Source organism: Streptomyces sp. NBC_00154 (genome assembly GCF_026342835.1).
Classification (GTDB): Bacteria; Actinomycetota; Actinomycetes; order Streptomycetales; family Streptomycetaceae; genus Streptomyces.
Map to the genome: position 1 here is coordinate 3,875,566 of NZ_JAPEMI010000001.1, position 13,494 is coordinate 3,889,059.

General features: G+C 71.4%; 10 protein-coding genes. 7 read left to right on the top strand and 3 right to left on the bottom strand.

All coding sequences use genetic code 11. The annotated features are described in order from the left end of the window. The first annotated feature begins 32 nt into the window (after nucleotides 1-32). Nucleotides 33-3,563 (top strand): transcription-repair coupling factor, encoded by a 3,531-nt coding sequence (gene mfd, locus OHA03_RS17470; protein ID WP_267004768.1) that lies wholly within the window; start codon nucleotides 33-35, stop codon nucleotides 3,561-3,563. On the opposite strand, the gene OHA03_RS17475 is transcribed toward mfd, so the two are convergent. Beyond that, entirely contained in the window at nucleotides 3,541-4,116 is a 576-nt protein-coding gene (locus OHA03_RS17475) for a TetR/AcrR family transcriptional regulator (protein ID WP_267004769.1), read from the bottom strand. The genes mfd and OHA03_RS17475 overlap by 23 nt on opposite strands. 105 nt (nucleotides 4,117-4,221) lie before the next feature. Here OHA03_RS17475 and OHA03_RS17480 point away from each other — a divergent pair, with 105 nt between their 5' ends. The 3 genes from OHA03_RS17480 (at nucleotide 4,222) to OHA03_RS17490 (ending at nucleotide 6,912) form a co-directional block, all read left to right on the top strand. Next, entirely contained in the window at nucleotides 4,222-5,088 is an 867-nt protein-coding gene (locus tag OHA03_RS17480) for a hypothetical protein (RefSeq protein WP_267004770.1), read from the top strand. 157 nt (nucleotides 5,089-5,245) lie between these two features. After that, complete coding sequence (locus tag OHA03_RS17485; RefSeq protein ID WP_267008077.1) at nucleotides 5,246-5,989, top strand: HNH endonuclease family protein; 744 nt, start codon at nucleotides 5,246-5,248, stop codon at nucleotides 5,987-5,989. A 176-nt stretch (nucleotides 5,990-6,165) separates the two neighbouring features. Next, nucleotides 6,166-6,912, top strand: coding sequence for an N-acetyltransferase (locus OHA03_RS17490; RefSeq protein ID WP_267004771.1), 747 nt, complete (start codon nucleotides 6,166-6,168; stop codon nucleotides 6,910-6,912). 46 nt (nucleotides 6,913-6,958) lie between these two features. Here the strand turns inward: OHA03_RS17490 and OHA03_RS17495 are convergent, their stop codons facing one another. Both OHA03_RS17495 and OHA03_RS17500 read right to left on the bottom strand, forming a co-directional pair. After that, nucleotides 6,959-7,678, bottom strand: coding sequence for a hypothetical protein (locus tag OHA03_RS17495; protein WP_267004772.1), 720 nt, complete (start codon nucleotides 7,676-7,678; stop codon nucleotides 6,959-6,961). 38 nt (nucleotides 7,679-7,716) lie between these two features. Next, on the bottom strand, nucleotides 7,717-8,559 hold the full coding sequence (locus OHA03_RS17500; protein WP_267004773.1) for a DUF4190 domain-containing protein: 843 nt from the start codon (nucleotides 8,557-8,559) through the stop codon (nucleotides 7,717-7,719). 234 nt (nucleotides 8,560-8,793) lie between these two features. Between OHA03_RS17500 and OHA03_RS17505 the strand changes: the two genes are divergently transcribed. The 3 genes from OHA03_RS17505 to OHA03_RS17515 all read left to right on the top strand — a co-directional run bounded on the left by OHA03_RS17505 (nucleotide 8,794) and on the right by OHA03_RS17515 (nucleotide 13,247). After that, on the top strand, nucleotides 8,794-10,968 hold the full coding sequence (locus tag OHA03_RS17505; RefSeq protein ID WP_267004774.1) for an N-6 DNA methylase: 2,175 nt from the start codon (nucleotides 8,794-8,796) through the stop codon (nucleotides 10,966-10,968). A gap of 129 nt (nucleotides 10,969-11,097) precedes the next feature. Next, complete coding sequence (locus tag OHA03_RS17510) at nucleotides 11,098-11,718, top strand: hypothetical protein (protein ID WP_267004775.1); 621 nt, start codon at nucleotides 11,098-11,100, stop codon at nucleotides 11,716-11,718. Next, nucleotides 11,715-13,247, top strand: coding sequence for a serine/threonine-protein kinase (locus tag OHA03_RS17515; protein ID WP_267004776.1), 1,533 nt, complete (start codon nucleotides 11,715-11,717; stop codon nucleotides 13,245-13,247). Before OHA03_RS17510 ends, OHA03_RS17515 begins: the two co-directional genes overlap by 4 nt. Nucleotides 13,248-13,494: the final 247 nt, after the last annotated feature.

The window sequence follows — 13,494 nt, forward strand, 5'->3', positions numbered from 1 at the left end:
CCTCGCCCTCGTAACCCGGACGGAAGCCCTTCATGAGCCTGCACGGTCTGCTGGATGTCGTCGTACGTGACCCGGCACTCGCCGAAGCGGTGAAGGCCGCCACCGACGGCCACCGGATGCATGTCGACCTCGTCGGCCCTGCCGCTGCCCGCCCCTTCGCCGTGGCCGCACTGGCCCGCGAGGCCGGGCGGACGGTGCTTGCCGTCACCGCGACCGGACGGGAGGCGGAGGATCTGGCCGCCGCCCTGCGGACGCTGCTGCCCCCGGACAGCATCGCCGAGTTCCCGTCCTGGGAGACCCTGCCGCACGAGCGGCTCTCACCGCGCTCCGACACGGTGGGCCGCCGCCTCGCCGTGCTGCGCCGGCTCGCGCACCCGAGGGCCGACGACCCGGAGACCGGCCCGGTCAGCGTCGTCGTCGCACCGGTGCGTTCCGTACTGCAGCCGCAGGTCAAGGGGCTCGGCGACCTGGAGCCTGTGGCGCTGCGCATCGGCCAGAGCGCCGATCTCGGCAAGACCGTCGAGGCGCTCGCGGCGGCCGCGTACTCCCGGGTCGAACTGGTCGAGAAGCGCGGGGAGTTCGCCGTCCGTGGCGGCATTCTGGACGTTTTCCCGCCGACCGAGGAGCACCCCCTCCGGGTGGAGTTCTGGGGCGACGACGTCGAGGAGATCCGCTACTTCAAGATCGCCGACCAGCGGTCGTTGGAGATCGCCGAGCACGGGCTGTGGGCGCCGCCCTGCCGTGAGCTGCTGCTCACCGACGAGGTACGCGAACGGGCCGCCGCCCTCGCCGAACGCCACCCGGAGCTGGGCGAGCTGCTCGGCAAGATCGCCGAGGGGATCGCGGTGGAGGGCATGGAGTCCCTCGCCCCGGTCCTTGTCGACGACATGGAGCTGCTGCTCGACGTGCTGCCCAAGGGGTCGATGGCGCTGGTCTGCGACCCCGAGCGGGTCCGCACCAGGGCCGCGGACCTGGTCGCCACCAGCCAGGAGTTCCTCCAGGCGTCCTGGGCGGCGACGGCCGGTGGCGGCGAGGCCCCGATCGATGTCGACGCCGCCTCCCTGTGGGGCATCGCGGACGTCCGCGACCGGGCCCGCGAGCTGAACATGATGTGGTGGTCGGTCTCCCCGTTCGCCGCCGACGCCGAGCTCGACGAAGACACGCTGAAGCTCACGATGCACGCCCCGGAGTCGTACCGCGGCGACACCGCCCGGGCGCTCGCCGACACCAAGGGCTGGCTCGCCGAAGGCTGGCGCACGGTGTACGTCACCGAGGGCCATGGGCTCGCCGCCCGTACCGTCGAGGTGCTCGGCGGCGAAGGCATCCCGGCCCGCCTCGACGCGGACCTGGCGGAGATCTCGCCGTCCGTCGTCCATGTCTCGTGCGGTGCGATCGACCACGGCTTCGTCGACCCGGCGCTGAAGCTCGCCGTCCTCACCGAGACGGACCTGACCGGTCAGCGCACCGCCACCAAGGACCTGGGCCGGATGCCGGCCCGCCGCCGCAAGACCATCGACCCGCTGACGCTGGAGACGGGCGACTACATCGTCCACGAGCAGCACGGTGTGGGCCGCTACATCGAGATGGTGCAGCGCACGGTGCAGGGCGCCACCCGCGAGTACCTCCTCGTCGAGTACGCGCCCGCCAAGCGCGGCCAGCCCGGCGACCGCCTCTACATCCCGACCGACCAGCTGGAGCAGGTCACCAAGTACGTCGGCGGCGAGGCCCCCACCCTGCACCGGCTCGGCGGCGCCGACTGGACGAAGACCAAGGCGCGCGCCAAGAAGGCCGTCAAGGAGATCGCAGCCGACCTCATCAAGCTGTACTCGGCGCGGATGGCGGCGCCCGGCCATGTCTTCGGCCCCGACACCCCGTGGCAGCGCGAACTGGAGGACGCCTTCCCGTACGTGGAGACGCCGGACCAGCTCACCACGATCGCCGAGGTCAAGGAGGACATGGAGAAGTCGGTCCCGATGGACCGGCTGATCTGCGGCGACGTCGGCTACGGCAAGACGGAGATCGCGGTGCGCGCCGCGTTCAAGGCGGTGCAGGACGGCAAGCAGGTGGCCGTCCTCGTCCCCACGACGCTCCTGGTCCAGCAGCACTACGGCACGTTCACCGAGCGCTACTCCCAATTCCCGGTCAGCGTGCGGGCGCTGAGCCGCTTCCAGTCCGATTCCGAGTCGAAGACGACCCTTCAGGGTTTGCGCGAGGGCTCCGTGGACCTGGTCATCGGCACGCACCGCCTGTTCTCCTCGGAGACGAAGTTCAAGGACCTGGGGCTGGTCATCGTCGACGAGGAGCAGCGCTTCGGCGTCGAGCACAAGGAGCAGCTGAAGAAGCTACGGGCCAACGTCGACGTCCTCACCATGTCCGCGACGCCGATCCCCCGCACGCTCGAGATGGCTGTCACCGGCATCCGCGAGATGTCGACGATCACCACACCTCCCGAGGAGCGCCACCCGGTTCTGACCTTCGTCGGCCCGTACGAGGAGAAGCAGATCGGCGCGGCCATCCGTCGCGAACTGCTGCGTGAGGGGCAGACGTTCTACATCCACAACCGTGTCGAGTCCATCGACCGTGCGGCCGCCCGCCTCCGCGAGATCGTCCCCGAGGCGCGGATCGCGACCGCACACGGGCAGATGTCGGAACAGGCCCTGGAGCAGGTCGTCGTCGACTTCTGGGAGAAGAAGTTCGACGTCCTGGTCTCCACGACGATCGTCGAGTCCGGCATCGACATCTCCAACGCCAACACGCTGATCGTGGAGCGCGGCGACAACTTCGGCCTCTCCCAGCTCCACCAGCTGCGCGGCCGTGTCGGCCGTGGCCGGGAGCGCGGTTACGCGTACTTCCTGTACCCGCCGGAGAAGCCGCTCACCGAGACGGCCCACGAGCGGCTGGCCACGATCGCCCAGCACACGGAGATGGGTGCGGGCATGTACGTGGCCATGAAGGACCTGGAGATCCGCGGCGCCGGAAACCTTCTGGGCGGCGAACAGTCCGGCCATATCGCGGGCGTCGGCTTCGACCTGTACGTACGCATGGTCGGCGAGGCCGTCGCCGACTACCGGGCCTCGCTCGAAGGCGGCGTCGAGGAGGAGCCGCCGCTGGAGGTCAAGATCGAGCTCCCGGTCGACGCGCACGTCCCGCACGAGTACGCGCCCGGCGAGCGGCTGCGCCTCCAGGCGTACCGGGCGATCGCGTCCGCCACCACGGAGGCCGACATCAAGGCGGTCCGCGAGGAGCTCACCGACCGGTACGGCAAGCTCCCGGAGCCGGTCGAGAACCTCCTGCTGGTCGCGGGCCTGCGGATGCTGGCCCGCGCCTGTGGCGTCGGCGACATCGTGCTCCAGGGGCCGAACATCCGGTTCGCCCCGGTGGAACTGCGTGAGTCGCAGGAACTGCGCCTGAAGCGCCTCTACCCGAAGACGGTGATCAAGCCGGCTCTCCACCAGATCCTGGTCCCGCGTCCGACCACCGGAAGGGTCGGCGGCAAGCCGGTCGTCGGCCGCGAACTGCTGGCCTGGACCGGCGAGTTCCTCACGACGATTCTGGGGTCGTGAACAACAGCCCGGTGAGCGACCGGAACACCTCCTCGGGGTTCCGGTCGCCCAGCGGGTCGTTCAGATTGCCGCTCAGGAGCAGGGTGGCGTAGCCGTGGGCCAGGGACCAGGCGGCGACTCCGGCGAGCCGCGGGTCGTCGCCGCGTCCCTCGGCGGGGAGGCCGGTGACCCCCGCGCGCAGCGCCTGTGCCGCGCGGCTCTTCGCCGCGAGGAGCTCCGGGTCGTCCGGGTGGTGGAGCTCCGGCTGGAACATCACCTGGAAGTGCGCGGGATGGCCGGTCGCGAACCGTACGTACCGCACGCCCCTCTCCCGTAGGTCCGGCGCGTCGGCGAGGGCGTCGGCGAAGAGCCCGTACCCCTCGGCGGCGATGGCGGTGAGCAGGCCCGTGCGGTCCTTGAAGTGGTGGGCGGGGGCGGCGTGGGAGACGCCGGCCCGGCGGGCCAGGTCGCGCAGGCTCAGGGCGCCGGGGCCCTCGGTGCGGATGACGTCGAGTGCGGCGGTGAGGACGGCCCGTCGCAGGTCGCCGTGGTGGTAGGTGCGATCGCTGCTCATGGTCAGCACATTACGCGGAATCTAGTCATTGACAAGTTCGGGTGGAGCGAGGATTCTCTAGAACTAGTCAGCGACAAGATGATGGATCGGCCGGAGGGCGGAGACATGTCCGAGGAGTTGGGTCGCGTACGTCAGATGTGGCACCTGCTGGAGCCTCTGCACGCGGTGCTCTATTACGCGCCGGAGGCGTTCGAGGAGGCCGCAGTGCTCGGCTACCGCACCGATGAGCGCTGGCCCAGCTACTTCGCCTGGCGCGCGGCGCCGCTGGGGGCGGTCGACGCGGAGCGGGTCGCCGAAACCTTCTACAGCTTCAGTCCGCGGATGGTGCGGGAGCACATTCCGGCCGCCTGGTCCGTCGCCTCTCCCGATGCGGTGGTCGCGGCCCGCACGAAGGCGGTCGACCGCACGTACCGGACGCTGTTCGGCGAACAGATCACCGGCCCGGAGATCACCGAGGTCGCCGCGCTGGCCCGGCGCGTCGCGGAGGCCGCGGACGTGACCGGTCGTCCGCTGGCCGAGGCCAACGCCGCTCTACCGTGGCCGGACGAACCGCATCAGGCGCTCTGGCACGCGGCGACGGTTCTGCGCGAACACCGCGGGGACGGGCACATCGCCGCGCTCGCCGAGGCGGGGCTCGACCCGGTCGAGTCGCTGGTCTCGTTCGCCGGTATCGGTGCCGCACGCCCGGAGGTGTTCGAGAGCCGGGCCTGGAGCGACGAGGAGTGGAGCGCGGCCCGTGGACGACTGGTGAAGCGCGGGCTGTTGGAGGAGGACGGTTCGGCGACGGAGGCGGGCCGGGCGCTGCGTACCGAAGTCGAGCGGCGCACCGACGAACAGGCGGCCGCACCCTGGCGGGCGCTCGGCGAGGGGGAGCGGGAGCGTCTCGTGGAGCTGCTGGGGCCGTTGTGGGTCGCGGCGATCGGGTCCGGGCTGCTGCCGTCCGAAACGACGCTCGGCATCGGGAAGGTGTGAGGCGGGAGGTATGAGGCAGGGAGTGTGATTCGGGCCGCATCCCTCGGGTATCGCGGCCATGAACGTCCGTCAGCGGGGAAGACATCCGTAGGATTCCCGGGTTCGACTTTCCCCGTCAGGACGGCTTCGAGTGATATCTCCCCACGCGTACCGAGTGATGCTGCCTGCCCTTGGCGCGGCGGCGGTCCTGGCCCTGGCGGGCTGCGACCCCAATGACGTGGCCGCCGGTGGCAGCGGATCGGCGGGCGGCGGGCAGTCGACGGGCGGCTTCGGCGCCGGCCCGCTGAGCAACCCCGACGGCACGAAGCCCGGCCTCGCCCCTCTCACCTCCGACGCGGACCGGGCCGCCGCCCGGAAGCTCATCGAGAAGGTGAGCACGAAGGGCCGCGGTCCGAAGACCGGTTACGAGCGGGACAAGTTCGGCTACGCCTGGAAGGATTCGGTCGACGGCATTCCGCTGTCCCGCAACGGCTGCGACACCCGCAACGACCTGTTGGCCCGGGACGGCAAGAATGTCGAACTCCGGTCGGGGTCGGACTGTGTCGTCGTCTCCATGACCCTCAAGGATCCGTACACCGGCTCGACCATCGAGTGGAGCAAGCGGCAGGCGACGAAGGTCCAGATCGACCACGTCATGCCGCTCTCGTACGACTGGCAGATGGGCGCCTCCCGCTGGCCCGAGGCCAAGCGCCAGCAGATCGCCAACGACCCGCTCAACCTCCTCCCGGTCGACGGCCCGGCCAACAATGCCAAGCGTGACTCCGGCCCGGCTTCCTGGCTGCCGCCGTACAAGCGGATCCGCTGCTCGTACGCGGTGCGGTTCGCGCAGGTCTCGCTGAAGTACGCGCTGCCGGTGACCGCCGCCGACAAGCGGGCGATGCTGGCGCAGTGCGGCGGTTGACGGCGTCGGGCCGCTGAGAAGGGGGTACGCACGAGGCCCTGGAGGCAATACGCCCTTCCTGGCGGCTCCGGCGCCGACGGTGCCGGGCGTACGCACGGTCACGCGGCCGCCGCCGTGCAGCGGGGGCATCGGTAAACGCGTTGGCTTCGGGAGTTCCGCTGCCTAGCGTGTGGTGGATGGAGCTGAAGATCACCACCCTCGCCGCGCGCCCCGAGCTCGCCGGGCCCATGCAGGAGATGCCCGAGACCTGGCCGGAGTTCGTCCTGGAGGACCTCGTCGGGTGGGCCAACTATCCCAGGCTCGCCCTCGATTTCCCGGAATTCGCGCTCGTCGCGACGGACCCGGACGGTGGCGTGGCCGCGCGGGCGTACAGCGTGCCGTTTGCCCTGCATGCTCCGGGGCGCGGGGAGTTGCCCGAGGGTGGCTGGGACCAGTCGCTGCTGTGGGCCTTCTCCGACCTGCGGCGTGGGCGTACGCCGGACACGGTCGGCGCGGTCGAGATCGCCGTCGCCAAGGGGTGGCAGGGGGAGGGGATTTCGGGGCGGATGGTCGCCGCGATGCGGGAGAACGCCGGGCGGCTCGGGTTCCGGGAGCTCGTCGCCCCGGTGCGGCCGAGCGCCAAGCACCTGGACGCCTCGGCGCCGATGGAGGAGTACGCCCGCCGGACCCGGGCGGAGGACGGGCTTCCGTACGACCCGTGGCTGCGCGTCCATGTGCGGGCGGGCGGTGTGATCGAGGCGGTGGCGCCGGTGTCCATGACGGTGTCGGGCTCCCTCGAGCGGTGGCGGTCCTGGACCGGGCTGCCGTTCGACGAGGACGGTCCGGTGGAGGTCCCGGGGGCGTTGGTGCCGGTGCACTGTTCGGTGGCGCACGGATATGCGGTGTATGTGGAGCCCAATGTGTGGGTGCGGCACCGGGTGTGAAAACGAACGACCCGCCTGTACGCGTGTGTACAGGCGGGTCCGTGTGTCAGGTGGCCGGTCTCTTTACCGTGAACGGTTTGTCGAACTCGGTGAACTCGACGGCGAGCGGGGTCCCGGTGCTGAAGCGCAGCTTCAGGAGGTGAGGCCTGCCCTCCGCGGCGACCGCCGCCTGCCATGTCCCCCCGCCCGCCCGGCCGGTGAGGGACAGGGCGGGCGTGGAGCCGACAGCGGTTGCCCTCCCCTTGTGCGCGGTACTGCTGTTCTCCGCCAGGCGGTCGAGGAAACCCTTCCGGTCGCAGTAGCCGAGGGTCTGCGCCGTGGACCTGTCGGCGTGGCCCGCCTTCACCCAGCGGCCCGTGAGTTTCTTGACCTCGGCGTGCGGCCGGCCCGGGGACGCCGCCCGCAGCATCGCCTCGTCGGACTGGGTGTAGACCGTGCCGCCGGTCCTGACCAGGTCCATCGTGCCTGCCGCACCCATGGACAGGGTCACCGTGCACTCGCCCCTGATGTCGGTTGCCACGTACGCCTCGACCGGGGTGCCGTCGGGCGACTTCGTTTCCACGGTGATACGTACCGACTTGGCGGCCCGGGTCGCCGTCAGGGCCTTGTTCACGACTTCGGGTCCGGTCAGCCGGGCGAACGGCGCGGTGTCCTGCTGGTGGGCGAACACCGGGTCGCAGGCCGTGAGAGCCAGGGCAGTGACGGCGCAGAGCGTCGCTGTCGCGGTGCGCAGGGCGGTGGCGGCGATGCGGGAGAGGAGGCGCATGATCGGGCTCCGGTCGGGGTGGCGAAGGGCGGGGCGCTCTAGAGCTTCAGGTCCCACTGGGTGGCGTCGTACGTAAAGCCGGGGTTGACCTCGACGGTCAGGTTCTTGGCGTCCGCCGGGGCGTCGAAGGCGAACTGGACGGTGACCTTCTTGCCCGGCAGGACCGTGCCGCTGAAGCCCTCGCCGACCTTGCCGTCGAAGATCTGCTCGGCGTCCACCCCGTCCTTGCCGGCCCGCGCCTCGACGTTGACGAGCGCCGAGTCGAACTTCTCCTTGCCCGCGTTCTCGATGACGACGGCGATCCGGTACGCCTTGTTGCCCTTCGTGTGACCGGCGGCGAACGAGTCGGGGGTGTACGAGGTCGCGCCGCCGACCGTGACCGTCAGATCGTCGTCGTAGACGGCCGAGTCACCGGCCTCCAGCGCCTTCCCGGCGTCCGGCTTCTCGTTGCTGCCGGAGCCCTTGCCCTTGTTCTTTCCGGAGCCCGTGTCGCCGGCCTTCGGCGCGGCGCTGGCGGTGGTGTCCGACACCGCCCTGTCGAGCTCGTCCACCGCGTCGCCCACCGCCTTGAACGTGATCACCGCACCGACCACCGAGAGGATCAGCGCGATCAGGCCGAGGACGGCACCGAACGTGGTCGCGCCCTTGTTGGTGGCCTCGCCGCGCTTGACTCGGCCCCGGCCGACCAGGCCGAGGATCAGGGCGATGACGCCGAGGATGCCCGCCAGCCAGAAGAGGAACGGGATCAGGCCCGAGACGGCGCCGATGATGCCGAGGATCAGCGCCGAGATGCCGAGCCCGTTGCGGGCCGGGCGCAGGCCCGGCGTCTGCGCCGGGGCGTACGGCTGCTGGGGCTGCGGGGACTGCGTGAACTGGGACATGGCTGTGCCCTCCGGCAAGTACAGGGATGAGTGGTGAGCGGAATGCTGCGCCGCCTGGTGTAGCGACAGGTCAATAACAGCAGAGCTTGTGAACCGAGTCAACACCGTTCACGCGAAACAGATTCATGCACGGTGTGAATCGGTGTCGTGCGAACGGCTCGGTATGCTCGCCTACACAGAGCAGGCAGCGCGGACGGATCAGGACCAGGACGCCCAGGACCAGGGAGACAGTCAGTGCCGGAGAACTCGACAGAGGTGACCGCGGCCGGGATCGCCCGGCTCGCGGGGGTGGGCCGCGCCGCCGTCAGCAACTGGCGACGCCGCCACGCCGACTTCCCCAAGCCGGTCGGCGGCACCGAGACCAGCCCGTCCTTCGCCCTGCCCGAAGTCGAACAGTGGCTGCGTGACCAGGGGAAGCTCGCCGAGGTCCCGCTCCGTGAACGGGTCTGGCAGCAGCTGGCCGGGCACCCGGCTGGCGCCGTCCCAGCCCTCGTCCACACGGGCTGCGCCCTGCTGCTCGTCCGGGACAGGCCCACCGCCTGGCTGGAGATCAGCGCCGTGTCGGACGGGCGGATGGCCAAGGTGCTGCACCTGGCCCTGAACGACCTGCTCACCGCACGCTTCGGTCCGGCCACCGAAGCAGGCGACGGAAGCGGAGGTGGAACGAATGGATGCGTACCCGCTGTTCACACCCCCACCGCCGACGAACTCCTTCCGTCCGTTCCCCTCCTGCGCGCCGCTGCCGAACTCGCCGCCGAGACCGGCGCCCGCCAGGCCTTCGAGTTCCTCCTCGGCCGCCAGCTCGACGCCAACCCGCGCCAGTTCACGCTCACCCCTCCGGGCCTCGCCGAGCTGATGGCCGCCCTCGTGGAGACGGGGAGCCGGCCCGCCCGTACGGTTCTCGACCCGGCGACGGGAACCGGCGCCCTGCTGCGCGCCCTCAGCCGTCCGACCGCCCTGTACGCGCAGGACGCCGACCCCGACCTCGCTGCGCTGACCGCGCTCCGCCTCGCCCTGAACTCCACCATCGAGAGCTGCACGGTCGCCGTGCGGACCGGCGACACCCTGCGCGCCGACGCGTTCCCGCAGCTCGCCGTCGACGCCGTGCTCTGCCACCCGCCGTTCAACGAGCGCAACTGGGGGCACGACGAGCTCGCCTACGACCCCCGCTGGGAGTACGGCTTTCCCGCCCGTACGGAGTCCGAACTCGCCTGGGTCCAGCACGCCCTGGCCCATCTGCGCGAGGGCGGCACCGCGGTTCTGCTGATGCCCCCGGCCGCCGCGTCGCGCCGTTCCGGCCGTCGGATCCGTGCCGATCTGCTGCGCCGCGGCGCCCTTCGAGCCGTCGTCGCCCTCCCGGCCGGCGCCGCACCCCCGTACGGCATTCCGCTCCACCTCTGGGTGCTGCGCAAGCCCGGCGCCGGTGTCCGCCCCTCGCCCGAGCTGCTGCTCGTGGACACCGCCGAACCCGCCGAACCGGCTGCGGCGACCGCCGGCGCCCCCGCGTCGGGCGGGCGGGACCGGCTCGACTGGCAGGCGGTGCGCAGCGCCGTGCTGGACGCCTGGGAGCCGTTCGAGCGGGCGGAGCGGACCGCTCCCGAGTCGGACGCCCCCCTCGACCGAACCGGCCAGGACCGGCCTGGCGTCAGCCGGGTCGTCCCCGTCATCGAACTCCTCGACGACGACGTGGACCTGGCTCCCGCCCGCCATCTGCCCCCGCCGACGGCCGGTGGCGGAGCCGCCGAACTCACCCGCGTACGGGACCGGCTGACCGAGACGCTGCGGCTGACCGCCACTCTCACGCCGCCGCTCGCGGACCTCTCCGACCCGGCCCGCTGGCCCCTCACCACCGTCGGCGAACTCGCCCGTGCCGGCGCGCTCCAGCTCCGTACCGGCGGCTCCGGCACCGGACCCGGGCCCGTCCTCACGGAATACGACGTCCTCGGCTCCACCGCCCCCTCCGGGACGCTTCCCGCCACCCCCGCGAGCACCGACGGGCCGCCCGAGGAGCCGGTCCTCGTCGAGCCCGGTGACGTCGTCGTTCCCGTGCTCGGCGGCGGCACCGTCGTCCGGGTGATCGACGAGGCCACGGCGGGCGCCGCACTCGGCCGCAACCTTCAGCTGCTGCGCCCCGATCCGGCCGCCCTCGACCCGTGGTTCCTCGCCGGTTTCCTGCGCGGCACCGCCAACAACCGACAGGCCAGCAGTTACGCGTCCACCGCGACCCGGCTCGACGCCCGCCGCCTCCAGCTCCCACGCCTGCCGCTCGCCGAACAGCAGCGGTACGGGGCGCAGTTCCGCGCCCTCGCCGCGTTCGAGGACGCGATCCGGCTGGCCGGCCGGCTCGGCGGACAGCTGGTCCAGGGGATGTACGACGGGCTGACGGACGGTACGGTCACGCCGAAGTGAGCTGAACCACAACGGTTCCGTACAACCCCGGGACCGTTGTCGGTGTCGCCCTTTACGCTCAGGTCTGCCAGATCTGCGCGCGCTGACAGGTGCGTTCAGCACTTCCCCGACCAGGTACCAGGAGCAGCCATGTACGGCCCGGGTCATTCGCCGCCGCCGACGCCGATGCCGCCGCGTCGGCTGCCCAGCCGGGCCTGGATCGTCTCGATGCGCGTGCTGTTCGTGGTGCTCTCGGTGGGCTCGATCGGTCTGCTGCTGTGGGCTCCACTGCTGCGCCTCGCGATCGTGCGCCGCAGGACGTCCGACTGGTGGCTGACCGGGGCCGGCTTCGTGTTCGTCTGTGTCCTCCTGCCGATCATCGGCAGGGACGGCAGCAATGCCGACGCCAACGGCATCGACTTCGTTCTCATACCGATGCTGCTCCTGGCGATGCTGGGCGCCCCCGTGTTCTACCTGGTCGCGGACATCCGCCACTACGAGCAGCTGGAAAAGCAGCCTTTCGTCGGCGGGTACCTGCCGCCGGGGTACGGGTACACGACCGTGCCCGTGCAGCAGCCGCGGCCCGCTCAGCCGCAGCAGCACCAGCCACAGCAGCATCAGCCGCCCCGGTACCAGCCCGCGCATCCCCAGCCCGCGCATCCCCAGAGCTCGCCGCCCCAGCCCGCGCCCACCCCGCCCCACCGCATCGACCAGGTCCGCGCCGAGCTCGACGAGCTGAGCGACTACCTCCGTAAGGAGGAGGACCGTTGAACGGACGTGTCATCGCCGGACGGTACGAGCTCGCGACCATCCTGGGCCAGGGCGGCATGGGCCAGGTCTGGACGGCGTACGACCAACGCCTCGACCGCAGGGTCGCGGTGAAGCTGCTCCGGCCCGACCGGGTCGCCGGTCCCGGCGGCAGCGGCGCCGCCGACGAGCTGCGGCGCAGGTTCGTGCGCGAGTGCCGGGTCACCGCCCAGGTGGACCATCCGGGCCTGGTCACCGTCCATGACGCGGGCAGCGACGACGACGACCTGTTCCTCGTCATGCAGTACGTCGAGGGCTCCGACCTCGCCGACCATCTCGCCGAGCACGACCCGTATCCCTGGCAGTGGTCCGTCGCCGTGGCCGCCCAGCTCTGCGCCGCGCTCTCCGCCGTGCACGCCGTGCCGATCGTCCACCGCGACCTCAAGCCCCGGAATCTGATGGTGCGCCCGGACGGCACGATCACCGTCCTCGACCTGGGCGTGGCCTCCGTCCTGGACAACGACACCACCCGCCTCACCCACACCGGTACGCCGATCGGTTCCCCGGCCTACATGGCGCCCGAGCAGGCGATGGGCGGCGCCGTCGGCCCGTACACCGACCTGTACGCGCTCGGCGTGCTCCTGCACGAACTGCTCAGCGGGGACGTGCCATTCGCCGGATCGACCGCCCTCGGTGTGCTGCACCGCCACCTCTACGAACCGCCGCTCCCGGTCCGGCAGATCCGGCCCGAGATTCCGGAGCCCCTCGAAGCGCTCGTGCTGCGGCTGCTCGCCAAGGACCCGCAGCACCGTCCGGCGAGCGCCCAGGAGGTGTACGAACACCTCACCCCGCTCCTCCCGTCCCGCTCCACGGGGCTGCCGTCCGGCCCGCTCGACCCGACCCGCCCCTTTCTGCGGCCGCACGCCCCGTGGCCCGACCTCGTCACGACTCCGCCCGCCGCGCAGCCGGCGCCGGTGGCCGCCAAACCGGACGTCGCGGCTGCCGTCGACGAGGTGAAGCAACTGCTCGGGCAGGGCAGGATCACCCAGGCCGTGGACATCCTCGGTGGCATCCTCCCGGCCGCGGCCGAACAGCACGGTGAGGGTTCGCCGGTGGTCCGCATCCTGCGCAAGCAGTACGCGGCGACGCTCATGGACGACGGGCAGTACCGTCGCGCCCTGCCCGAACTGCGCCGCCTCGCCGACGACCGCGCGGCAGAGGCCGGCCCGGCCGACACCCAGACGCTGCAGTACCGCTACGACGCGGCGCAGTGCCTGGAGCAGCTGGGCGAACCGGCCGCCGCGCTCGCGGAGTACCGCGCGGTCCTGCCGTACTACGAGAACCAGTACGCGACGGGCAACGACCCGGCCCGTTCCTTCGAGATCCGTCAGCGCATCGGGTATCTGCTGCTCGCGGTCGGCGACCACGCGGCGGCGCGCGGGCAGCTCCAGGCACTGCTGTACGACACCGAGCGGATGTACGGGCCGCACCACCCGCTGCCGGTGGAGCTGCGCCGCCAGCTCGACCGTCAGATGCAGGTACGCGGCGGCTGAGCGGACCGGACGGGGCCGGTCGGTCCGGTCCGCCGTCGCGACGGGACGAGCCGGTCGGTCCGGTCCCGCCAGGGATTACGGGACAGCCCTTGGACGGGGGCGTCGGCGCAGGGCGACAGGCCGTGGCTCGCACGGGCTTCGGCGTGGGCTGTGAAAGCAATGAGCACGCCAAATTTCTGCAATGGCTGCACGGAATGCCCTATTCGTCGGCGGATCGTCGATCACGGCGTGAGACCGTGATCTGCCG

Coding starts and splice junctions, on each gene's coding strand:
- mfd (WP_267004768.1), top strand. CDS start 33: ATGAGCCTGCACGGTCTGCTGGATGTCGTCGTACGTGACCCGGCACTC.
- OHA03_RS17475 (WP_267004769.1), bottom strand. CDS start 4,116: ATGAGCAGCGATCGCACCTACCACCACGGCGACCTGCGACGGGCCGTC.
- OHA03_RS17480 (WP_267004770.1), top strand. CDS start 4,222: ATGTCCGAGGAGTTGGGTCGCGTACGTCAGATGTGGCACCTGCTGGAG.
- OHA03_RS17485 (WP_267008077.1), top strand. CDS start 5,246: ATGCTGCCTGCCCTTGGCGCGGCGGCGGTCCTGGCCCTGGCGGGCTGC.
- OHA03_RS17490 (WP_267004771.1), top strand. CDS start 6,166: ATGGAGCTGAAGATCACCACCCTCGCCGCGCGCCCCGAGCTCGCCGGG.
- OHA03_RS17495 (WP_267004772.1), bottom strand. CDS start 7,678: ATGCGCCTCCTCTCCCGCATCGCCGCCACCGCCCTGCGCACCGCGACA.
- OHA03_RS17500 (WP_267004773.1), bottom strand. CDS start 8,559: ATGTCCCAGTTCACGCAGTCCCCGCAGCCCCAGCAGCCGTACGCCCCG.
- OHA03_RS17510 (WP_267004775.1), top strand. CDS start 11,098: ATGTACGGCCCGGGTCATTCGCCGCCGCCGACGCCGATGCCGCCGCGT.